Origin of the sequence: Clostridium sp. SHJSY1 (assembly GCF_031626875.1) — a bacterium.
In the GTDB taxonomy this organism is placed as follows: Bacteria; Bacillota; Clostridia; order Clostridiales; family Clostridiaceae; genus Clostridium.
In genome coordinates this window covers 11,868-34,789 of sequence record NZ_JANDMF010000033.1, presented here as the reverse complement: position 1 = coordinate 34,789, position 22,922 = coordinate 11,868, and the positions used below count along the sequence as shown (strand labels likewise).

Sequence of the window (22,922 nt, the reverse complement as noted above, 5' to 3'; positions counted from 1 at the left end):
AATTGAAATTTAATCAATTGCCTTTTAATTTACCTTGCTTTTTCCACTCTTAATTTCTTACCTTTAATAGTCATATTTTGAAGTGATATAAGAACCTTATTTCCCTTTCCATTTAGTATTTCTACATAAGATCCCATATCTTGTATATCTATTATTCCAATATCTTCAGCCAAAATACCTTCAATATTAGAAATAGTTCCAACTAAATCAATAGCTCTTATTTTTTTCTTTTTTCCACCATTCAAGTATAATTTTAATATACCTTTATTAACATCTCTGGCCTTTAAATTTTTCTTTTTCCCAGACTTCTTTAAAAATTCTATCCCTAACTTCTCTTCCTCTTTACTTATATTTAGTTCACTCAAATTTTTTTCTGGTATTTTAAACCCTATATATTCATTAATATCATCAACAAATCTATCTTCATAAGTAGTCATAAAAGTAACTGCTTTTCCCTTTTTTCCCGCTCTACCAGTTCTTCCTATCCTGTGCACATAACTTTCCTTTTCTAAAGGGATATCAATATTTATTACATGAGTTACATCTTCTACATCAATACCTCTTGAAGCAACATCTGTTGCAACTAAGATTCTAAAATCTCCTTTTTTAAATCTATTCATAGTCTCTATCCTATCTTTTTGAAGCATGCCACCATGTATTTTATCTACAGAATATCCCTTCTTTTTTAGATTTTCATATGCCAAATCTACATTTTCTTTTGTTCTACAAAAAGCAACTGCTGTTTCTGGTTTTTCTTTTATCAATACTTTGCTTAGGAAATTTAACTTTTCTTCTTCTTTAACTTTATAAATATAATGATCTATTCTATCTCCAATTAAGTGTTCACTTTCTATTTCAATATTTTTAGGTTTATTCATATAATTTGAACAAAGCTTTATTATTTCTTCTGGTAAAGTTGCTGAAAATAACATAGTTACTCTCTTTTTAGGGATTCTTTTAATCACTCCTTCAACTTGACTTATAAATCCCATATTAAGCATTTCATCTGCTTCATCTATTATTAAATATCTAATACCAGATGTATCAAAGCTCCCTCTATCTATATGATCTAAGACTCTTCCTGGAGTTCCAACTACCATATGAGTTTTCCCTTTTAAATCTCTTGCTTGATCTTTAAAAGGTGACTTTCCATAAACTACAACAGGTTTAATTCTTTTAAACCTGCCAATATTTTTTACATCTTCACCAATTTGAATTGCAAGTTCCCTTGTAGGACTAAGTATTAATACCTGTGGTAAATTTTCTTCCCATTCTACTTTTTCACAAAGTGGTATAGCAAAAGATGCTGTTTTTCCTGTTCCTGTTTGAGCTTTTACTATTAAGTCATTATTTAATAAAACCTCACCAATAACTCTTTCTTGAACTTTTGTTGGACTTGTGTATTCTAATGCTTCTAAAGCTTTTAGAATATCCTCACTTAAATTAAATCTATCAAAACTGTTCTTCATATTTTTCTCCTCATGTACATAATATCCAGCTACTATTATACATCATATTAACTTATAAACAACCTATCTTTATTTCTTCAATAATTTCCTTCCTTACAAATGAAAATTTTCTCCCTAGTTCAAGCAAAGAATAACATATAACCCTACTTAATATACTCATAAAATAAATATCTCTTTCCTTATTACTTAAATTATTATTATATATCAAGTGCATATCTTCTATATAATTTATAATATCTTCAAATGTCTTTAAATTAACACTTGCCTCTTTAGAATACCAATTCCAAACAACTCCAAGTTTACTCCACATTAGCATTCTCTGAGTTTGTTCATAAAATTCATGTTTGATAATAGACTTAGTAAATCCTTTATTATGAGGAAATGTAAAGAAATCGCATAAGTAATGCACAATCATCCCAAGTTTTATAGATATATTTTTCAAAGAAAGTGTATCACTCTTAAATATTAATTCTTCCATTAATTTTATTACATCTTTAAAGTTTGTTTCTTTTTCATGTGGTGAAAATCTATAAAAAGGACTTAAATCTGGTAGCATATTCCCAAAGGTAAAATATCCAATGTGTATATTATACCCCTTTTTTTTAATCTCTTTTCCTAATATATTTCCAAACTTTCCATGAAGTAATGTATCCATAACCAACCCACTCCTACCTTTTTTCTTAATTTTAACAATTTAAAGTTAAAAGTGAATTATATATATGTTATAAACTGTTATAAAAAAAATTACAAGACATCTTAAATTTAAGATATCTTGTAATCTATATTAACAAAAAATATTAGGCTTCCTTAATTATAATATTAATTTTTCCAAATGATAGACCAATAGATACTACATATGCGTTAGTAACCTTTATATTCGAATAATTTTCTTGTGGAGTAAGGTTTAATTCTATACCTGCATCAGACATGTTAACTATAAAAATTCCATTTTGTAAATTTAAAAATTCACCAACAGAAGCTTCTGCCATCTCATCAACAGAATCTAATTCTTCTTCAGCGTATTTAGCTGCAAATTTTATATAAGAATCTTCATCTGCTTCAATAAATGTATTTAGATTAACTCCACCTATTATATCTTGTTTAGCAAAGAACTTCCCCTCATATTCCTCCATTTTAATCACATCAATTATAACAGCTTCTGTATCTATAAATCTAATTAAATTTCTTGCAAATAAAGATATATAATCTTTAAGTACTTTTTCATTTTTACTCTCTTCAAATTTTACATATGTATTTATTATTTCATCTATATCATCTTTTTTTAATGCTTCAAATTCCTCATCTGTAACACTATAATCTTTTTTATATTCACCTATAGCCTTTTCAAATTGTTGAAGTGTCATATATTCCTTATCTACAAGTGCCTGACCTAATAAAAGATACCCTACCTTTTGAGAAGATAGCAACTCTTCTACTTGTTCTTCTTTTAAGTAACCCATATCTACTGCTAGTTCACCATATCTTTTATCAAGCCTCTTTTGTGCTTCATTTACATTCTCTGCGTCATCTGCAGTCATATATCCAGCATTTACAGCTAAAACACCTAATTTTAATCGTGTATTATTTTGATTTTCTAACCCATAATGCAATTGTTCAGGAGTAAGATATCCTTTGTTCAATAAATATTGACCAAAATATTGAGTAAACATAATCTATTCCCCCTTTTTAATAAATTTATTCACTATATTTTGAATTTGTTCTTGATTCCAAGGTTTTTGAATAAATTCAAATGCACCTGCTTCAAGTGCCTTCTTTAAATGCTCTTTAGTTCCAGCTGAAGAAGCCATAACAATTTTAGCATTGTTATCATAAACTTTTATTTCTGAAACGGCTTCTATTCCATCCTTTACTGGCATAACAATATCCATAAATACTAAATCTGGATTATTTTCCTTATAAACATCTATTGCTTTTTGACCATCACTAGCTTCTAAAAGCTCAACAGATCCACATAATTTTAAAGCATCCTTTAATTTCTTTCTCATTAAAATCGAATCATCACATATAAGTATTTTTAATACGCTCTCTGACATAAATTCATCCTCCATAACTACCTTTTATGTACAATTTAACCATTACAATATATCTTACTATTATGTAGTATGTGTATAATGCATATGAAGTATGTGTGAATTTAAATTAAATTCTTTTATTTAATCATTAACTTTCATAAATTGATAGCTATAAAACATTATCAAAAATGACTAAATTATTTTAAAAAGAGTAACCTAATATTAAATACTTTATTTAAAACCATTCTTAATCAAAGAAATGAGGAGATATATGATGAATTTATTTAAAAGATTAATATTATTTATTATAGCTTTTTCTCTACTATTTACCTATTCAAATACTATTTATGCTTATTCAAACCTTAATATGGAATATATCACCAAACCCATAAATGCAGCAGTAGTATTATTTAAATTTGATGATCCTTATATGAATTTAATTAGAGATAATTTAATGGATATATCCAAAACAAGTGGTGAAAATATACAATTTACATTTTTTGATGGAAAAAATAATCAGGCAATCCAAAATGAGATTTTAAATCAACTGTTTACGAGCAATTTTGATTTATTATTAGTTAATTTAGTTACTATAGATGATACTTCTCTTGAATATGTAATTAATGGTGCAAATGCCTCAAATAAACCCGTTATTTTATTTAATACTAGTCCAACAACTATACCACCAATGGTAAAATCATATAATAAGTTTTTTATTATATCAACAGATACAAAACAATCTGGTATTTTGCAAGGAAAACTTATTGTAGACATATGGAATAATAGCAAATCTATTATTGACAAAAACAATAACAATATTTTAGAATATGTTATTATTAAAGGTAAATCTTTAGCTACATCTACAATTGATAGAACAGTAAATTCTATTTCAACAATTAAAAATGCTGATATAAAAACAAGAGAAATTGCATCTTTAAGTGCTGATTGGAGTAAAGATATAGCAAGACAAAACATAGAACAAATATTCCTTAAGTATGGAAATAATATTGAAGCTATAATTTCAAATAATGATGCAATGGCAATCGGTGCTATTGAAGCTTTACAGAAATATGGCTATAATACTGAAAATAGTAAAAAAAATATTATTGTTGTTGGTATTGATGGAATACCAGAAGCTAAAGAACTTGTTAATAAAGGAATAATGAGCGGAACTGTAATTCAAGACCCAAAAGAAATAGCAACTACAATTTATCATATTGGACTTAACTTTATTAATAATAAACCACCTCTTGAAAATATAAGTTATTCTCCTAAAGATTCATATCCTATTATCGAAATGCCTTATTATGAATATAAAAAAGATTAATATAGATTTATAAATTAATATCTAAATCTTATTTAATATATAAGGCAGAATATTATATTAATAAAAATATGACATTCTGCCTTATATTTTTTCTATTAACCCACATAATAATATTATTATTTCATAAGTGTGGAGGAATACTATGAGGAAATTCAAAAAATTATTAACTTTTACTCTAATTCTAATCTTACAGATATTTTATAACTCAAATATTATTTACGCTTTTTCAAATATTAATATAGAAAAGCCTTCTAAAATAGGTGTGATATTTTATGAACTCGAACATCCTTATCTTATAGAAATTCATGATAATTTAGAAAAAATTCAAAAAGAAAACAGTAATAAAGTTAACTTTACCTTTTTTGATTGCAAAAAGAATTCTTCTATACAACTTGACATCTTGAACCAAGTACTTGAAGAAAATTTTGATCTTTTAATCTTAACTATTTTAGAAAATAGAAGTAATATAGTAGATAATTTTATTATAAAAGCTAGCAAAAAGGATATTCCATTAATTTTTTATGCTTCAAGTATTCCAAAAACAGATGCATTAAAAAACTATCCTAAAGCTTATGTTATGAATGAAGAAAATCAAGAACTTGCTAGTATGCAAGGAAAATTCATTGCAAATCTATGGAATTCTAATAGAAAAGCTATAGATAAAAATAGTGATAATGTATTACAGTACATACAATTACGTGGTTATACTAATAATCCATTAGATACACAAAGAACTAAGCTTTCTATTGAATCAATTAATACTGAAGGTATAAAAACAGAAGAACTTGAATCTACATTTGCTTACTGGGATACAGAATTAGCAGAATCTATAGTATCCTCACTATTTTTAAAATATGGTAATAAAATTGAAGCAATAATTGCTACTGGCGATTCTTTAGCTGTAGGTGCTGTTAAAGCCTTACAAAAATATGGATACAATAAGGGGAATAAATCAAACACCATAGTAGTTGTTGGATTTGATGCCCTCCCTCAAGCTGTTGATATGATAAAAAAAGGATATATGGCTGGCACATTTTACTTCGATCCTTATGAAAAATCGAAAGCTTTATATGATGTTTCTATGAATTTAATTTCTAATAAAAATCCTATTGAAGGCACAACTTTAAAAATAAATGGTAAGAATATTGCTATTACAGCAATGCCAAAACAATATATAAATTAAGAAAAATCAATAAATAAGTTTATTATAGATAAAAATATAAGGTTACATTCAAAATTCAATGTAACCTTATGTTTTTATAATTAATCTTCCTTAACAAAATCCCTTAACCTAAAACTGCCACAAGTGAAGAATACAATTGAAATTAACACTATAACGGTAGTTGCTTTAATGATATTTGTACTATTTAAAATTTCCACAAACCAATAAAATGGAGATATTACAGCCAGTCTTTTTATAACTGGTGGTACATTAGAAAAATCAATTAAATTCATATTAAAAATAGCTATAAAGAAACTTAATATTCCCAAAGTTATTATAATTAAATTAGCTATTTCAGGTTTTTTTGTCCATCTTGTTGTGGCTATAACAAGAGATGTTGTTATTAAACTACTTAAAGTTATAACCCAAATGGCTAACATAAGATTTTGGGTAGGTAGCGAAGTAACTTTACTTGCCACAACAAAAGCCACTGAACTTAATACACTTTGTATTATAAAAGTAGCCAAGAACATGCCTCCTAATATTTTTTTATCAGAATTAGGTGTTACTATAGTTCTTTTTAATACCTTCCATACTTTAAGTTTCACAATATCTTGTGCTATTATAGACCCTCCTATTAGCATAAAATAACAAGTCATTAAAGTAATCATATTAAACTCTGTGTTATCCTCATTCTCAATCTTTTCTATTTTAGTAGAAATAGATTTATCACCAAGCCCAGACTCTAAATTATTCTCAAACTTTTCTTTTATAAAATCTTCTATTTTAACTTCAGCTATTATAGAACCTGTTTCATTTTGTATTTTATATGCTTTGATTTTGGGCTGAATCTTATCTTTAATATTATCTTCAAATTTATCCCCTATCACATATAGTGCTCCTATATCACTATTTTTTAAGGAATTAAAATTTTCTTCTGCTTCTCCATTTAATGTTAAAACCTTATAATCATCTGATAAGCTCTTTACAAGTTCCTCTGAATATTCACTTTTATCGCTATCAATTATTCCAATAGTTTTGTTTGAGCTTGAACTATCACTTGCTTTGCTTATTCCAATTATCATAACAGCAGGAAGAATACATGACATTAATACTATCAATGGATTTTTCAAATATCTTTTCATATTTATTAAAGTAATTCTTATTAAGCCCATCTTTCTCCCCCCTTACTAAAGCTTTCTTTTATGAAAATAATTAAAAATAATAATGCTGAAGCTCCTAATATAAATATTAAATCTTTCTCTGATCCTATTAAATTTCCATTTGTGTCTAAAGTATTTAAAGCTTTTGTTATATAATGAGTTGGCATAAATTTAGATAACAAATTTGATTGTCCACTAAACATTTCCATACAAAGAGTTGGAATCAAAAATATTATTAAGCCAACAGCTTGACCATACTTTTTTCCAAATAAAGTTGTAATAAACTTACTAACTGTTGCTATAAATGCTGAAGCTGGGATTACTATTTCTAAAATGGCTAAAATACTACCATTAAAGGCTGTTTTAAATATTTTGAAGAATAAAATATAACATATTAGTACTAAAGCCCCATAGATAAATGTTGTTATCCACTCATATATAAATATTGTTTGTCTCTTAATTGGTGTCACTATGGTTCTTCTTTCTAAATTCTCAACATCTGGAGTATAGTTAGCATTAATCATAGTATAAATTAATGACATTATTACAAATCCACTCATAGATGCGGCCATTAATTCATAATTGTTAGCCTCTTTCTTTGAGTCAATTATTTCAGTTTCCACACTATCCTCATTTAGTATCTTTGATAACTCTTGATTTTTTTCACCTGATGAACCTAAATAAAGACTTTTATGATATTTATCTAATATCAATCTTAGAGTTTCTAAAACACTTTTTCCTTTACCTTTATCTACTAAAATAATTTTATTTTCCTTCTTATCTTTTATACTTTCTTCATAACCCTTAGGAATTTTAATTTCTGCCTTTCCTTTATCCACTACTTGGATTAAATCATTCATATCATCACTTTTTAAAAACTCAACTAAATCAGTTGACATTTTAGAATCATCTTCATCAATTACACTTATTTCAAGTTTACTTAGCTTTAAAGGATTTTTATTTATTCCATCCTTAAACATTCCCATTACACTAGCAAGTAATATTGGAAGTAATATAAGTAGTGCCGCTGAAGTAATCCAATTTGACATATAACGTTTTAATGTTATTTTTAGATATACTATAAATTTCATACCTTTCACCTAATCCCTTAGATTCTTTCCTGTTAGTGTTAGGAATACATCCTCTAGCTTCACTTCTTCATAGCTGATTCTATTTATATTTATATTATCTTTTTCAAGTATGCTTAAACATTCTCCAAGTTTAAAATCATGATTTATAGTTAAACTTATCTGCTTTTCTCCTTCTAAAACTTTGATTACACCTTTTGTTTCCTTAATCTTAATAATAGTTTCACCTTTTACATCACTTACATCTATTAAAACCTTATTATTAGGAAATACTGAAGACTTAATATCTTCTTTTCTCCCATAGGCTACCTCAACTCCAAGGTCCATTATAAACACTCTTTCGCATAGCTCTTCTATCTCTTCCATATAATGTGAAGTATAGAGTACTGTTGTTCCCCATTCATTTCCTATCCTTTTTACAAAATCAAATATATGCTGTCTTGATTGTGGGTCAACCCCAACTGTTGGTTCATCTAAAATCAAAACTTTAGGATGATGTAGTATTGCTATTCCTATATTTAACCTCCTTTTCATTCCACCTGAATATTTTTTTACTACTTGTTTCTTTTTATCTTTTAGCCCAATAATGTCTAATGCTTCATCTATTCTCTCTTTAAGTTCTTTTCCTTTTAACCCATATAAGGCCCCAAAGTATTCTAAGTTATCATAAGCATTTAAAGTTTCCATAAGTGCAATATCTTGAGGAACATATCCTATATCTTTTTTAGCATCAATTGGTTCTTTAACAACATCATGCCCACAAATTTTTATATCTCCACTATCAGGTAGCAATGTATTTACCATTATATTAATAAGTGTTGATTTTCCTGCTCCATTTGGTCCAAGTAATCCAAAAATTTCTCCTTTTTCAACCTGAATACTAACGTTATCAAGAGCAAGCTTGTCTTTAAATCTTTTTGAAATATTATTTATCTCTATTACCTTCATAGAAAAACCTCCTAAATCATCTTACATTTATAATAAGACAACCTAGAAGGTTTAACCATCACTAAAAGTCACTCTTAAAATGACTTAAGTCACTATTTTATTTTTAAAAGCAAATATAGCTATTTGTGTTCTGTCCCTTAATTCAAGCTTCGAAAGTATATTTGTAATATTATTTTTTATAGTTCCTTCTGATAAAAACAGCTTATCTGATATTTCTTTATTAGTAAGACCATTAGCTATTCCTTCAATTATTTTAATCTCTTTTTCTGAAAGATTATACTTGCCTATATCATGCTTATTAACTCCATTTGAAATAAATATTTCCTTAGCTACTTGAGGATTAACTACCATATTTCCTTTATATGCACTTTTAATTGCCTCATAAATTACATCATGAGAACTATTCTTTAAAAGATATCCAAATGCACCATAACTTAAAGCTTCTTCTATATATTCTTTATCTTTAAATGTAGTAAGTATTAATACCTTAATTTTTTCAAATTGCTCTTTTATAAGTCTTGTCCCCATAACTCCATCACAAGTTTCCATCCTTATATCCATAAGAACTATATCAATATTGTTATCCTTACATATATCTAAAGCTTCATACCCATTTCCAGCTAAGGCCACCACTTCAATATCTTCAAAGGTTGACATCATAATCTTAAGCCCTTCCCTAATTAATTTTTCGTCATCAACTATTAATAACTTTATTTTATCCAATGTCTAAACCTCCATATCTTTTGGTATTATAACTTTTATAAAAAATCCTTCTTCTTTTCTTGATTGCATTTCAACTATACCATCCATTTCCTTTACTCTCTCTTTTATTCCTCTTAAACCTACTCCGCTTTCTATAATCTCTGCAGAGCCTTCTCCATTATCCTTAAAAGAAATCAAAAACTCTTCTAAAGTATAATTTATTACTACATTTATTAATGTTGCTTTTCCATGTTTTAAAGAATTAGATAAAATCTCTTTTGTTATTTTCTCTAAATGATGTAATTGTTTTTCAGTTAAATTCCAATCGCTCTTAGATATTGTTGTTTTAACTTTAACCCCTGTTAGTCTCTCAAAATTTTTGCAGATGTCTTCTAATATAATAAAGTCTTGATAGCTTTCATACTCATCTGGCTTTAACTCTTTTACAGCTTTTCTTACATCAGTTAAACTTTCATCTATAAAGCCTCTTAACATTTTCGCCATTTCATATATATTGGGATTTTCTTTTTCAGTAATACTTTCCATAGCAGCTAGCTGAATCATAGCAGTGGACAATGCATGTCCTACACTATCATGAATTTCTCTTGAAATCCTATTTCTTTCTTTTAATAATGTTATCTGTTCAACAGAATCAGCATAGTTTTCAAGTTCTTTATTCATTTCCTTAAGCTTCGTCTCTGATAGTCTCAATTTATCATAAAGACTTTGAGCATCTATTTTACTTTTATAAAGTTCATCTATATATAATAAAAGTAAAGTAAATAGTATCATAAGTGCTATGGTTATATATGAAATATTATTTAAATTTAAATAAGTTATTGATATAGTTATTATATTTATTAAAACTATTATTAGATACTTTATGGTTCTATTTTTTATTATAAATCCATCAATTAAACATCCAATCAGATAAAAAAGTATAGATCCTCCAAAAAAATGTTGTCCTAAAATAGCAAATACTATTTCTACTCCCATTGAAACATAAAGTTTTTTATTATCTTCTATAAAATTAATCCTTAAATGATTGTTTATTATAATAATAAAAATAAATGCTACACTTATAAATTTATCTTTATCTGTTTCTACAAAGATTTGTATGAGTAACATAAAAAAACTTATATACCGTATAAAAAGTAGTTCTTTACTCTTAATCATCAATTATCACCCTGATATAAAATTTTATCTTTCTTTATAATTTCTCTTTTGTTCTCTCCTGTTAAGACCAATCTAAAGACAATAAACTCTGCAAAGTCTTCTGATGAATTTTCAATTGTATGAATAGAATTTTTAACCCTAACCACCATATCTTTAGTTACTTTTTTACTAAATTCCTCATTATCTTCTCTCCACTTAACAAATATCTCGCCTTTTGTTACAACAAGATTCTCTTCTATTTGCAAATGTTTGTGCCATTCCTGAATTGTCTTTGGAGGTATTCGGTTTAGATGAATCTCATACTCATCAAATATAAAATAGCTTACCTCTGTTCCATTTTCCTTTTTAACAGAAATAGAATCATCTTTTCTGTAAATATCAACTTCCATCATTTTTCTTTCCCCTTTTAAAGTTAGTATATATCTATTTTAAAACTTGAAATTCCTATTTTTCCGCATATTCTCATATAATGTAGTTAAGAAATTTAATACATTCTAATGTTATTTCTTAATGAACATTATACGATTTTTATTTTCTAATTCTGTTTAAACTCTTTCAAAATAAAATCAATAAAATACTTGCTAGCAATAGGTAATGCATTCTTATCTTTAAATGCTATACCTATATTCCGAACAATAGGAGGATATATTTTTTTCTTAATAATATTATAGCTAATTCTATCCAACACTAATTCTGGCAGGATAGCAATTCCTAATCCTTTTTCTACCATAGACATAATTGTATAATCATCATAAACACAATATTGTATATTAGGTTGTAGATTATTCTCTTCAAAAAACTTTAATGGTATACTTGATTGTCCTTCGTCTAAAAGTATAAAAGGTTCATCTGATAATTCTTTTAAAGTTACGTTTTCATTATTAGTTAATTGATGATCATAAGGTAAAACTGCTAACATTTCATCTCTTTTTAAAGGAATTTTATATAGATTAGTTCCTACATCAGAATTAACAAAGCCAAAATCTACACTACCTTCTTTAATTAACTGTATAATACTTGTATATTCACCTTGCTGAAGTTCAAATTTTACTGATGGATATACTTCTTTAAAACTTTTTATTAACTGCGGAAGCCAACTAGATGAAATACTTGAAAAGGTCCCAATGCGAATAACGCTACCCTGTAACCCCTGCATTTCTTTACTCTTCTCTATAAGCTCCCTATATGAATTATGTACTTTTTTTATATATGGCAAAAACTCTTCTCCATCAGGAGTAAGGATAATTCCTTTTCTAGAACGTAGAATAAGTGTAGTAGAGAGTTCCCTTTCTAATGAACGTACAATTTGACTTATTGCTGATTGTGTGTATCCAAGTTCTTCTGCTGCCTTTGTAAAACTACCTGTTTCAATTATTTTAATAAATGCATAATATTGGTTCATCAAGTACTCCTTTACATTAGTAAATCTAATATAAACATTATAATAATTTGTTTTATTAATGTAAATGTTAATGATAAAATATAAACAAGTTTTTAAACATATATGAAATGTTGATTTATATTATGAAATTATACAAGAATAATACTTACATATTATTAAATAGGAGCAAAAAAATGAAAAAGAATGATTTAAAGTATAAGAATTATGTACAAATTTTAAAAGAGGAATTAGTGCCAGCTATGGGATGCACTGAACCTATAGCAATAGCGTATGCTGCAGCAAAAGCTAGAGAAATATTAGGATCGATTCCTGAAAAAGTTGTTGTAGAAGTTAGTGGAAATATTGTAAAGAATGTTAAAAGTGTTATAGTCCCAAATACAAATAATTTAAAGGGAATAGAAACAGCAACAGCTGCAGGAATTATTGCTGGAAAAGCAGAAAAGAAGTTAGAAGTTATTTCTGAAGTATCTGAAGAAGAGAAGCAAAAAATTAAAAATTACATAGCTAATTCTCTAATAGAGGTTAATTCAACAGATACACCATTTATATTTTACATACAAGTGAATTTATTTTATAAAAATTCACATGTAAAAGTTAGAATTGTAGATTATCATACTAATATTGTACTAATTGAAAAAAATGATACAATTCTGTATAAAAAAGAAGCAAATCTTTATAAAGAAGAAGATATTTGTAATAAAAATTTATTAAATGTAAAGGATATTATTGATTTTGCAAATTCTGTAGACATTAAAGATGTAGAAGATATTATAGGAAGACAAATAAAATATAATTCAAAAATTTCAGAAGAAGGTTTAAAAAATAACTATGGGGCTAATATAGGAAGTGTTTTACTTTCAACATATGGTCATGATATTAAGGTAAGGGCAAAAGCCAAAGCTGCAGCAGGATCAGATGCCAGAATGAATGGCTGTGAACTTCCTGTTATTATTATTTCAGGAAGCGGAAATCAAGGTATGGCAGCTTCACTTCCTGTTATTGAGTATGCTAAAGAATTAAATGTATCGAAAGAAAAACTTTATAGAGCTCTAATTGTCTCAGATTTAGTTACAATACATCAAAAGACTGGAATAGGAAGACTCTCTGCATACTGTGGTGCTATAAGTGCAGGAATAGGAAGTGGAGCTGGTATTGCTTATCTTCATGATGGAGGATACAAAGAAATTTCACATACAATTGTTAATTCCTTATCTATAGTTTCAGGTATTGTTTGTGATGGAGCTAAAGCTTCTTGTGCCGCTAAAATTGCAGCAGGTGTAGATGCTGGCATTTTAGGATATCATATGTATAAAAATGGACAACAATTTAAAGCTGGCGATGGTATAGTAAAAAAAGGTGTAGAGGCTACTATATATACTATAGGTAAACTTGCTAAAGAAGGAATGAAAGAAACTGATAAAAAAATCATTAACCTTATGCTTGGATAAAAATATGTAGATATATTATAGCAAGTTGTGATATATCTAACGCTAGTATAGTTACATAGTCATCTGAATATATATAATAAATTAACTTTTAATATTTTTATGGTTGCATATAATAATATTTATTACAAATAATAAATATTATTATATATTAAATTTATAAATAATTTTGAAAGGAACACACAATCATTATGAAAAGATTTCAAATATGCTTTTTAACCTTGATTCTTTTTTTTATAGATTGTATTAATTCATCTTATATATGTAATGCAAAAATAAATATCTCTCCAACACCTAATAGTACAGTTGCTATTGATAGGTTAGAAAAAATCAAACAAAAAGGTGTTTTAACAATTGTTTCATCTAATAATCCACCATTTTCCTTTTTAGATTCTGAAACTGGAAAATTAACAGGTATAGATGGTGATATTATAACAGAAGTTGCAAAACGCCTTGGAGTTAACAAGGTAGAAATGAAAATTACTACATTCGATAAATTATTTACTGAAATACTTGCAGATGATGAAATTGATATGATAGTTAGTGGAATATATATTACTGAACCCAGAAAGGAGTATGTAAATTTTTCAACACCATGGTATAAAGACTATGATATTTTTGTTGTCCCTGAGCTTTCAAATATTCAGTTTATGTCCCAATTAAAAGATAAAGTAGTTGGTGCACTAGCAGGAGCTGTTGATGAACCCTATGTTAGGAAACTAAAAGAAGAAGGAATCATAAAAGATTTCATACTTTTTTCAAATCAACCAGAATTATTAAATGCAGTAAACTCAGGTAAAGTAGTTATAGGTATAAGTGATGCTATTACTTTCCCTTATTTATTACAAAAAGATAAAAAGCTACGATTAAGATCATTAAATGAAATTCCAATTGCTCCAGATATTATGGGGGAAGTAGCTGCTGGAATTAGACATGAGGATACAACCTTATTGAGTGCAGTAAACGAAAAAATTAATGAAATGAAAAGAGACAAAACTTTCTCTCAAATTGTAAAAAAATATGGAGTAAATGAAAATAGTATAATTCCACCTCCTCCATATTTTCATTTAAATTAGTACTTCTATTTAACTTAAGTTGCTAGAAGTACTTTTTATTTTTAAATAAATTTATATCCCTTTAAAAAAAGCTACAGATAGAGTTTATTTTTAACTCTATCTATAGCTTTTTCTAAAAAATTATTTTTCTAATTCTGATGCAACTTCTGTTTTATCTTCATTTTCTTCATGCCCTACTTCTATTCCTCTTTGAAGCAAACTATGCTTTCTTCCATAAATAAAATATGTTATAAGCCCTATAGCAAGCCATACTAAAAATCCTATCCATGTTATAGCTTTTAATGTTGTTAATAAAGCCAAACATCCTATTATAGTTAATACTGGAGTAACTGGTGCTCCAGGCACTTTAAATACTCTTTCATAATCTGGCATAGTATATCTAAGCACTATAACAGCTAGTGCTACTACTGTAAAGCTTAATAATGTTCCTATGCTTAAAAATTGTGTAATAATATCTAATGGTAAAAATCCAGCTATTATTGCAGCTATAGCTCCTGTTATTGCTGTTGAAATATATGGAGTTTTATGTGTAGGATGTACCTTTGAGAATACCTTTGGTAAAAGTCCATCTCTTGACATAACCATAAATACTCTAACTTGTCCATAAAGTACCACCATCATAGTAGAAATCATTCCAAGTACAGCTCCTGTTCCAACTAATGCTGAACCCCAATTAATACCTACTCTTGCTAAAGCTCCTGGAACTGCATTTTCTGAGATTATCTCTTTAAAAGGAACCATTCCTGTAAGTACAAAAGCAACAGCAACATAAAGTAATGTAACAACTATTAAACAAATTATAAGTCCCATAGGAATATCTCTCTTAGGATTTTCAGCTTCTTCTGCAGCTGTTGATATTGCATCAAATCCTATAAATGAAAAGAAAATCGTAGCAGTTGCTGTGAATACTCCACCCCAGCCAAATGGCATAAATGGAGTATAATTTGAAGGTTCTATATGTGCTACTCCAAGAGCAACAAAAACAACGATTATAGCTATCTTAACACCAACTATTATATTATTTACTCTAGCACTTTCCTTCATTCCATAAAATAAAATATATGTTATTAATCCAATTACTAATATAGCTGGTAAATCAACTATTCCACCTTTTGCTGGTGATGCAGTAATTGCAGTTGGAAGTGTTATTCCAAATGATTTCAAAATACCAACAAAAGTTCCAGACCAACCAGATGCAACAGCACTACAAGCAACCAAGTACTCAGCTGTCAAACACCAACCAACTATCATTGCAATTATTTCTCCAAATACTATATATGAATAAGAATATGTACTTCCTGCTACTGGAAACATTGTTGAAAGTTCACAATAATTTAAAGCACAAAGACAAGCTACCATTCCAGCCAGTATAAATGAAATAATTACTGCTGGACCTGCTGCATGTGCTCCTTCTCCTGTAGCAACAAAAATACCTACTCCTACTACTGCTCCAATCCCAAATGCAGCTATATCTTTAGCTTTAAGATTTTTCTTTAGAGCTGAATTCTGTGCACCTTTTAACATCTGGTCCACAGATTTTTTCTTAAAAATATTCATAATGTCCTCCCTATTTACAGTTAAAAATTTCTTGCCCCAAAGAAATTTAATCAACATAATTTCGACCCATATTTATATTGCACTAAAAATCATAAAATTGCAACAAAATAATCATTTCTTTTGCAAATATAGATTGAATATATATTTTTTTTAACATTTTATTAATTTCATCAATATTGAAAGCTGATAATTTAATAATTTAATACTTTGTTTATTTGTTGAAAATTTGTTTATAATTGTAAATTTAATTTTTATATATAAATTCTAAATTACAAAGTTCTCTCTACTTACATTTAATTCTTTCAGCTTTAAAAAACAAAATCTTTCAAACTATTATTAATTTCTTTTAAAGGTGCTCTAAATATTTTTGTTATTAAAGGTAATAATATTCCCAAAATAAACGCTGCTCCACATGCTGCAAATAAATCATACCTCATAGGTGCACTACCAGTATATACTTGATATCCATATACAGATGCAACAGCAATAGATGCTATGAATAATACTTTACTCACTATCCAAACTGCTATACTTATTACCTCAAGTATTAATATGATTATTGATAATACTATAATTATTGGTATAACTAATATCTTTAATGGTATCATTAAAAAGCTAAAGATTCCACTTGATTCTTCTTTATGATGATGTTTATCATGTTCTTCTTTATAATCTTTATCCTTTTTTCTTTTCCTGTTTTTAGACTTTTCTTTATCATACTCATCATCTTTGCCTTTACTTCTTTTCTTACTGCTTGAACCACTGGAACTACGTCTTTTTCTAGTTTTTTTATTTACTCTTGTTTCTTCATAATCATAATTATCATCATAATAATCCTCTTCAAACTCATCCTTTGTGGAATCTAATAATTCATCTATTTCATCTTTTGACATAACTGTAGTGTTCCCCAATGCCTGTCCATTCTCATTCATTGATGATTTATTAGATATTATTCCATCATATGCATCTTTCAATACCTTTTTAAAAGCCTCTGCATTCTTTTCATTTGTGACTTGTCTATCAATATCTTTAACTTTATTTTCATAAGCCAATTTTATTTCTTCTAAAGATGAATTTTTATTCACTCCTAAAACTTCAAAATTATCCAATTCTCTACGTCCCCTTGCTTAATTAATTTTAAAGTTTATTTTAACTCAAAAGAATTAAACTGTAAATCAATATTCTTTTAAGAAAAAATGAAGATTTAAATATTACAAAACTTTTTCTATATATATACTTGATTTTTTCTTAATATTTTGTCTTTTTACATTTTTCCTTAAAAAACTATTTTTATAATAATATCATTTGTGTTTTGTAAAAAAAGTTACTATAATTGTTAAGTATATGTTAAAGTATATATATAAAACAAATAAATTTGGGGGGATTTATTATCGAAAAACGTAATTTTTTATTTGATACTCTTAAAGGTTTTCTTATTATATGTGTGATTATTGGAAATTCTTTAGAACATGATACTGTAGCTTCTGAAAAAGCTCATTATTTAATTCTTTGCTTGTACATTTTTCACATGCCTCTATTTGCATTTGTTTCAGGATATTTTAATAGAAAAAGTAAAAGAACAACTCAAGAAAAAGTAATAGGCATATTAAAAATTTATTTGTTTGCTCAACTTTTCTATACTATTGTTAATAAAGTTATATTTGAAGAAACTAGTTCAAAACTTGAATTATTTTCTCCAAAATGGACAATGTGGTATTTTGTTTCTTTAATGAGTTGGTACATTATTTCTGATTTTATTAAGGATAAGAAAAAGTGGTTTATTATATCTATAGCATTAGCTTTATATATAGGACATGATCAAAGTGTTGGTTCTTATGCAAGTATTTCAAGAACATTTTTCTTCTTACCATACTTTATATTAGGAATGGGGTTTAAAGAAGAATATTTTGAAAAACTAAGAAGGTTTAAATATGTACTAGCTGTGACATCCGTTATCTTCTTTGCTGTGCTTTATTATTTATCTGATTCAATTACAGTAGAAATGTTTTTTGAATACACTAAATATTCCTATTATGCTGATACTGATGTTATCCCATTATATATTAGAATTTTCCACTATGTTGGTTCTTTTATTGTTTGTGCTTTTATACTTAGCATTATACCAACTGTAAAAACACAATTATCTATAATAGGCAAAAATTCAATAGTCTTATATGTATCTCATAGCTTTATTGTACAATTACTTTATAAATATCATTTTACAAACATAGAAACTATATTTGATATTTTAAAATGTGAGTTTACAATACTTGTATTTACTATAACATTGAGTTTATTATGGAGTTTCTTTATTGGAAATTATAAACTTCTATATCATAAGATTAAGCAGTTTACATTAACTAGAGTTCTAGAAAAATAAGTATTGTGTCTTTAAAATACCATTAGATTGTTTTTTTTGCAATCCAATGGTATTTTATTTTTACAAATAATATTTAAATGTCATAAGTGAATTTGCTCTTATATTTGCGGAAAATCCTTTATCTCTATCTCTAATTTTTACTACCTCATCATTATCAGAAGTATTTCCAACAAATACTGCTACACTGTTATCCTTTGGATTAATAAATGCAGTTTTAAATATTCCACTTGTTCCTGATTTACTTGATAAACTTCCTGTTGTTTTAATATTAAATGATCCCGGACGAATATTTTGACTAAATTGCTTTAATACATAATATGAAGGATTAAAAGTAACTTTATTTGTTGTTGAATTAACCATTATTGGAGCATGACAATAATTTTTAACATCATGAGTAGGTCCTCCATCATCCTTTAATACCATATTCCAATCTATCCAAGTTTCCGTATAAGATTCAAAATCATTAATCATATCATAAATATATCTTGCAGCTGGCGTCCAATCATTAAGCCATGGCCCCTTTTCTTGACAACCTTCTGTTGCAAGGAGGTGTATGTTTGGAAAATTCTTTTTAAGTGTATCTAAACTATAAAAATCTTGAGACCACATAGGTTTTCCTATCATTTCATGCCATAAATCTCCCGCATACCAATGAAAAGCTGTTCCATAAATATATCTTGCTGCATCACTATCAGATAGGACTTTTGTATTGAAATTAATAAAGCCATCACGATGTACAGAATCATTACCTTTGTCCCAATCCCAAATAAGAATCTTTGAATCTACATTATCCTTCAAAAATGTAGGCCCTAAATAATTTCCAACAAAGTTTGCCATACTTTCTGGAGTATAAGTTGCAGCTTCCCAAGGTGCAGCATTCTGAGCTTCATTTTGTACTGATAGTGACCAAATATTTATACCAAGCTTCTTATATTCTTGAACATATTTACTAAGATAATTAGCATAAGTTTGATAATATTCTGGTTTAATCTGGGCATTGTTAAATATTCCATCTCCAATAAAAGGAAGTGCCGGGCCATTTCCTGATCTTATTCCACTTTTTTTCATCCAAGCTGGAGGTGCCCAAGGAGCTGTAAATATTTTAATGTTTTTATCATAGCTCAAAGCTCTTTGTACAGCTGGAATTAGATATTTTTTATCTTTGTCTATACTAAAATTAGCTAACTCAGCGTCAATTGGTCCATCATCATAAGAATATCCACTTAAAGTAAAATCACAAGAACCAATAGGTGTACGCATAACTGAATAGTTTGCCCCTGATTCTGAAAAGTATGAATCATAAATCTGCTTTTGAATATCTTCTGACATCATGCTTATGCTATAGGCTGCTGATTCTGTCATAGCTCCACCTATTCCTAACATTTCTTGACGTTTTTCTTTTGGAAATATATCTATATAATTATCTCCATCATCTATTTTAATATCTTTCATAACTAAATTAGGTATTTTTTCTAAATTACTTCCATCCTTTGAAGTCACAGTGACTTCCACTAAATTTTTTTCATTTTTCGCAAATGCTCTTATACTTCCAGTATAGAAAACTGTTGTCATAATAAGCATCATAGAAATTAATTTATTTTTTCTCAGTGTCATTATTTTATCCCCCATTATAATTAATTTGCATTAAAAGTTTTACTTACTCCACTTCCTTCTGTTTGAAGTATTTTATCATCTGAAGTCCCACCAACATATATATTAAATCCACCTGGTTCAACCTTCCAAGATTTATCATTCTCACTATAAAAAGAAAGTGCTTTTTTATCTATTTTAAATTCTACTGTCTGAGTTTCTCCAGGGCTTAACATTTTTGTTTTAACAAATCCCTTTAATTCTTTATTTGGCCTATCTATTGATGATTGATTATCTTTTATATAAACTTCAGCTACCTCTTTTCCTACCACTTTTCCTGTGTTAGTTACATCAACTTTCATTGTTATATTAAAGTCATCATCACCTAAATTAAACTTATCTGAGCTCAAGTTAATGTTGTCATATTTAAAAGTTGTATATGAAAGTCCATATCCAAACCTATACATAGGATCAATATTTTTTGCTTCATAATTTCTATAACCTACATAAATTCCTTCATCATAACTTATAGAGGTATTTGCATTCTTTGGAAAATAACTTGAATCTGGCACATCAGAATATTTCTTGGGCCATGTAACTGTAAGTTTTCCTGATGGATTTACACTTCCCTTCATTATGTCTCCTATAGCATCTGCTCCTTTACTTCCTGGAAGTCCAACCCAAAGAATAGCATCTGCACTTTTCTCCCAACTTGCAACTTCTACTGGTGCTGCAGTGTTAAGCACAACAATCATTTTTTTATTTGCACTATGATAAGCTTGCCCTATAGTTTTAATAAGATTAATCTGTTTATCACTTAAATTCATAGAACTATAATCTAAACCTTCATGACCTGCTAGTCCTATAGAAACAACTCCTAACCCTGTAGAATCTGCTAAAGTTTTTGCACTTGCCTCTGTTATACCTTCAACTATATTTCTATTATTTACTTTCGTAACTACATTAAATCCAGCATCGCTTAATCCTTGTGGAAGAGATACCACTCCATTAGGATTTACATTAACAGTGGCACTTCCATTTCCTTCATAAATAATTCCTTTATTAGAATATGCATTTTCTCCTGCCACTGCTACTTTTTTTGATATATCAATAGGTAATGTATTATTCTCATTCTTCAAAAGTACTATTCCTTCAGAAGCAATACTTTTTGATAAATCATCATCTTTTTCAGCTAAGCCAGTACTCAAAGTAGTTTTATTCAAAAATTGAGTCTTATCACCATAATTTCCTTTAAATGTTTGCGTTTTAATTACAAGCTTTAATATATTTGTAACAGCCCTATCAAGATCACTTTCACTAATTGCACCCCAAGAAGTAACAGCTGGTTTAATCTGCATTATCCAAGCAGGGAATATAATCCCTCCCATATTATAAAATCCACCTGGTTGATTCATATCAAGGCCTGCTTTAAAAGCTTCTGCTCTGTTGTAAGCTCCCCAATCTGACATAATCATGCCATTAAATCTAAATTCACCCCTTAACACATCTTCCATTAGATATTTATTTTCTGTCATTCTTGTTCCATTAACTTTATTATATGCAGCCATAGCTGTCCATGGATTTGAATTTTTTACTGTATCCTCATACTGTGAAAGATATAGTTCCCTTAATGCCCTTTCAGATATTACTTCATCTCCATCCACTCTATTATTTTCTTGGTTGTTACATGCAAAATGCTTAATACATGCTCCAATTCCATTTGATTGAATCCCTTTAACAGCCTCAGTACTTAAAGCTCCAGTTATATAAGGATCTTCTGAGTAATATTCAAAAGTTCTTCCACCTAAAGGATCTTTAATAATATTCATAGCAGGGGCCAGCAAAACATCTGCACCATAATCCTTACATTCTTCTGCCATAGCTTGTCCAGCTTGATTTATTAATTCTTTTGACCAACTTGATGCATTTAATAAAGGATTAGGAAAACAAGTTGCATACTTAGTTGGTGCATAATTTGGCGTAATTGTTAATCCTCCCATTCTCACACCTTGTGGCCCATCAGTTAATTCAACACTTGGTATTCCAAGTATTGGAATACTATAAGAAGCACCTGCTCCTCCATATTTAGTCATTAAGCCTATTCCACAAACCATCTGACATTTTTCATCTAAGGTCATTTCATCAATAACTTTAGGAATTGAATTTTCATCAGTTAATGTTACTAATTCTAGTTTAGTATTAGTAGCCAAAGCTACATTTCTGCTCATAGTTATACATGATAATACTATACTTATGGTTATTAACTCTTTAATTAACTCTTTTTTCATGATTCTCATTCCTCACATAATTTTCTTGTTATGTTTTATTATAGATGAACATATATTTAAATGTAAATTACTTCCTAAATAAAAATAAGAGTTATACTACCTAATAAAAAGTAATA

The 22,922-nt window shown here is 27.9% G+C and carries 20 protein-coding genes; 5 read left to right on the top strand and 15 right to left on the bottom strand.

The genetic code is table 11. The annotated features are described in order from the left end of the window. Positions 1 to 29: 29 nt before the first annotated feature. The 4 genes from NNC19_RS15065 to NNC19_RS15050 form a co-directional block, all read right to left on the bottom strand. Positions 30 to 1,469, bottom strand: a complete 1,440-nt coding sequence (locus NNC19_RS15065; RefSeq protein WP_310939492.1) for a DEAD/DEAH box helicase — start codon at positions 1,467 to 1,469, stop codon at positions 30 to 32. A 52-nt stretch (positions 1,470 to 1,521) separates the two neighbouring features. Beyond that, a complete protein-coding gene (locus tag NNC19_RS15060; RefSeq protein WP_310939491.1) occupies positions 1,522 to 2,124 on the bottom strand; it encodes a zinc dependent phospholipase C family protein in 603 nt (200 codons plus the stop codon). A 142-nt stretch (positions 2,125 to 2,266) separates the two neighbouring features. Next, a complete protein-coding gene (locus tag NNC19_RS15055; protein ID WP_310939490.1) occupies positions 2,267 to 3,139 on the bottom strand; it encodes a hypothetical protein in 873 nt (290 codons plus the stop codon). A 3-nt stretch (positions 3,140 to 3,142) separates the two neighbouring features. Continuing rightward, positions 3,143 to 3,523: a response regulator gene (locus NNC19_RS15050; protein ID WP_310939489.1), complete on the bottom strand. Its 381-nt coding sequence runs from the start codon at positions 3,521 to 3,523 to the stop codon at positions 3,143 to 3,145. A 253-nt stretch (positions 3,524 to 3,776) separates the two neighbouring features. Between NNC19_RS15050 and NNC19_RS15045 the strand changes: the two genes are divergently transcribed. Together NNC19_RS15045 and NNC19_RS15040 are read left to right on the top strand one after the other, a co-directional pair. Continuing rightward, positions 3,777 to 4,829, top strand: coding sequence for a galactose ABC transporter substrate-binding protein (locus tag NNC19_RS15045; RefSeq protein WP_310939488.1), 1,053 nt, complete (start codon positions 3,777 to 3,779; stop codon positions 4,827 to 4,829). 142 nt (positions 4,830 to 4,971) lie between these two features. Next, on the top strand, positions 4,972 to 6,012 hold the full coding sequence (locus NNC19_RS15040; protein ID WP_310939487.1) for a substrate-binding domain-containing protein: 1,041 nt from the start codon (positions 4,972 to 4,974) through the stop codon (positions 6,010 to 6,012). Positions 6,013 to 6,092: 80 nt separating this feature from the next. Here NNC19_RS15040 and NNC19_RS15035 read toward each other — a convergent pair whose 3' ends face one another. From NNC19_RS15035 to NNC19_RS15005, 7 genes are all read right to left on the bottom strand, one after another. Further along, on the bottom strand, positions 6,093 to 7,166 hold the full coding sequence (locus NNC19_RS15035) for an ABC transporter permease (protein WP_310939486.1): 1,074 nt from the start codon (positions 7,164 to 7,166) through the stop codon (positions 6,093 to 6,095). Next, complete coding sequence (locus NNC19_RS15030; RefSeq protein WP_310939485.1) at positions 7,157 to 8,245, bottom strand: ABC transporter permease; 1,089 nt, start codon at positions 8,243 to 8,245, stop codon at positions 7,157 to 7,159. The genes NNC19_RS15035 and NNC19_RS15030 overlap by 10 nt, the downstream gene beginning before the upstream one ends. A gap of 9 nt (positions 8,246 to 8,254) precedes the next feature. After that, positions 8,255 to 9,190, bottom strand: a complete 936-nt coding sequence (locus NNC19_RS15025; protein ID WP_310939484.1) for an ABC transporter ATP-binding protein — start codon at positions 9,188 to 9,190, stop codon at positions 8,255 to 8,257. 84 nt (positions 9,191 to 9,274) lie between these two features. Continuing rightward, complete coding sequence (locus NNC19_RS15020) at positions 9,275 to 9,913, bottom strand: response regulator transcription factor (protein WP_310939483.1); 639 nt, start codon at positions 9,911 to 9,913, stop codon at positions 9,275 to 9,277. 3 nt (positions 9,914 to 9,916) lie between these two features. Then, positions 9,917 to 11,068 carry a sensor histidine kinase gene (locus NNC19_RS15015; protein WP_310939482.1) on the bottom strand — a complete coding sequence of 384 codons (1,152 nt, stop codon included), beginning with the start codon at positions 11,066 to 11,068 and terminating at the stop codon, positions 9,917 to 9,919. Next, positions 11,068 to 11,460 (bottom strand): cupin domain-containing protein, encoded by a 393-nt coding sequence (locus NNC19_RS15010; RefSeq protein WP_310939481.1) that lies wholly within the window; start codon positions 11,458 to 11,460, stop codon positions 11,068 to 11,070. Before NNC19_RS15010 ends, NNC19_RS15015 begins: the two co-directional genes overlap by 1 nt. A 143-nt stretch (positions 11,461 to 11,603) precedes the next feature. Beyond that, a complete protein-coding gene (locus NNC19_RS15005; protein WP_310939480.1) occupies positions 11,604 to 12,470 on the bottom strand; it encodes a LysR family transcriptional regulator in 867 nt (288 codons plus the stop codon). A 173-nt stretch (positions 12,471 to 12,643) separates the two neighbouring features. Here NNC19_RS15005 and NNC19_RS15000 point away from each other — a divergent pair, with 173 nt between their 5' ends. After that, positions 12,644 to 13,918, top strand: coding sequence for an L-serine ammonia-lyase, iron-sulfur-dependent, subunit alpha (locus NNC19_RS15000; protein WP_310939479.1), 1,275 nt, complete (start codon positions 12,644 to 12,646; stop codon positions 13,916 to 13,918). A 188-nt stretch (positions 13,919 to 14,106) separates the two neighbouring features. After that, on the top strand, positions 14,107 to 14,991 hold the full coding sequence (locus NNC19_RS14995) for an ABC transporter substrate-binding protein (protein WP_310939478.1): 885 nt from the start codon (positions 14,107 to 14,109) through the stop codon (positions 14,989 to 14,991). 120 nt (positions 14,992 to 15,111) lie between these two features. Here the strand turns inward: NNC19_RS14995 and NNC19_RS14990 are convergent, their stop codons facing one another. Both NNC19_RS14990 and NNC19_RS14985 read right to left on the bottom strand, forming a co-directional pair. After that, positions 15,112 to 16,548, bottom strand: coding sequence for an amino acid permease (locus tag NNC19_RS14990; RefSeq protein WP_310939477.1), 1,437 nt, complete (start codon positions 16,546 to 16,548; stop codon positions 15,112 to 15,114). Positions 16,549 to 16,856: 308 nt separating this feature from the next. Next, the gene (locus NNC19_RS14985; protein WP_310939476.1) at positions 16,857 to 17,657 is read right to left on the bottom strand and encodes an HAAS domain-containing protein; all 801 of its coding nucleotides are present in this window, start codon (positions 17,655 to 17,657) and stop codon (positions 16,857 to 16,859) included. A 266-nt stretch (positions 17,658 to 17,923) separates the two neighbouring features. Here NNC19_RS14985 and NNC19_RS14980 point away from each other — a divergent pair, with 266 nt between their 5' ends. Beyond that, positions 17,924 to 18,928: an acyltransferase family protein gene (locus NNC19_RS14980; RefSeq protein WP_310939475.1), complete on the top strand. Its 1,005-nt coding sequence runs from the start codon at positions 17,924 to 17,926 to the stop codon at positions 18,926 to 18,928. Between the two features lie 60 nt (positions 18,929 to 18,988). On the opposite strand, the gene NNC19_RS14975 is transcribed toward NNC19_RS14980, so the two are convergent. Continuing rightward, positions 18,989 to 20,542, bottom strand: coding sequence for a glycoside hydrolase family 30 protein (locus tag NNC19_RS14975; protein WP_310939474.1), 1,554 nt, complete (start codon positions 20,540 to 20,542; stop codon positions 18,989 to 18,991). Positions 20,543 to 20,562: 20 nt separating this feature from the next. After that, a complete protein-coding gene (locus tag NNC19_RS14970) occupies positions 20,563 to 22,806 on the bottom strand; it encodes a glycoside hydrolase family 3 C-terminal domain-containing protein (RefSeq protein ID WP_310939473.1) in 2,244 nt (747 codons plus the stop codon). Positions 22,807 to 22,922: the final 116 nt, after the last annotated feature.

Coding starts and splice junctions, on each gene's coding strand:
- NNC19_RS15010 (WP_310939481.1), bottom strand. CDS start 11,460: ATGATGGAAGTTGATATTTACAGAAAAGATGATTCTATTTCTGTTAAA.
- NNC19_RS15065 (WP_310939492.1), bottom strand. CDS start 1,469: ATGAAGAACAGTTTTGATAGATTTAATTTAAGTGAGGATATTCTAAAA.
- NNC19_RS15025 (WP_310939484.1), bottom strand. CDS start 9,190: ATGAAGGTAATAGAGATAAATAATATTTCAAAAAGATTTAAAGACAAG.
- NNC19_RS15035 (WP_310939486.1), bottom strand. CDS start 7,166: ATGGGCTTAATAAGAATTACTTTAATAAATATGAAAAGATATTTGAAA.
- NNC19_RS15050 (WP_310939489.1), bottom strand. CDS start 3,523: ATGTCAGAGAGCGTATTAAAAATACTTATATGTGATGATTCGATTTTA.
- NNC19_RS14975 (WP_310939474.1), bottom strand. CDS start 20,542: ATGACACTGAGAAAAAATAAATTAATTTCTATGATGCTTATTATGACA.
- NNC19_RS15005 (WP_310939480.1), bottom strand. CDS start 12,470: ATGAACCAATATTATGCATTTATTAAAATAATTGAAACAGGTAGTTTT.
- NNC19_RS15040 (WP_310939487.1), top strand. CDS start 4,972: ATGAGGAAATTCAAAAAATTATTAACTTTTACTCTAATTCTAATCTTA.
- NNC19_RS14995 (WP_310939478.1), top strand. CDS start 14,107: ATGAAAAGATTTCAAATATGCTTTTTAACCTTGATTCTTTTTTTTATA.
- NNC19_RS14990 (WP_310939477.1), bottom strand. CDS start 16,548: ATGAATATTTTTAAGAAAAAATCTGTGGACCAGATGTTAAAAGGTGCA.
- NNC19_RS15055 (WP_310939490.1), bottom strand. CDS start 3,139: ATGTTTACTCAATATTTTGGTCAATATTTATTGAACAAAGGATATCTT.
- NNC19_RS14970 (WP_310939473.1), bottom strand. CDS start 22,806: ATGAAAAAAGAGTTAATTAAAGAGTTAATAACCATAAGTATAGTATTA.
- NNC19_RS15060 (WP_310939491.1), bottom strand. CDS start 2,124: ATGGATACATTACTTCATGGAAAGTTTGGAAATATATTAGGAAAAGAG.
- NNC19_RS15045 (WP_310939488.1), top strand. CDS start 3,777: ATGAATTTATTTAAAAGATTAATATTATTTATTATAGCTTTTTCTCTA.
- NNC19_RS15000 (WP_310939479.1), top strand. CDS start 12,644: ATGAAAAAGAATGATTTAAAGTATAAGAATTATGTACAAATTTTAAAA.
- NNC19_RS15015 (WP_310939482.1), bottom strand. CDS start 11,068: ATGATTAAGAGTAAAGAACTACTTTTTATACGGTATATAAGTTTTTTT.
- NNC19_RS15030 (WP_310939485.1), bottom strand. CDS start 8,245: ATGAAATTTATAGTATATCTAAAAATAACATTAAAACGTTATATGTCA.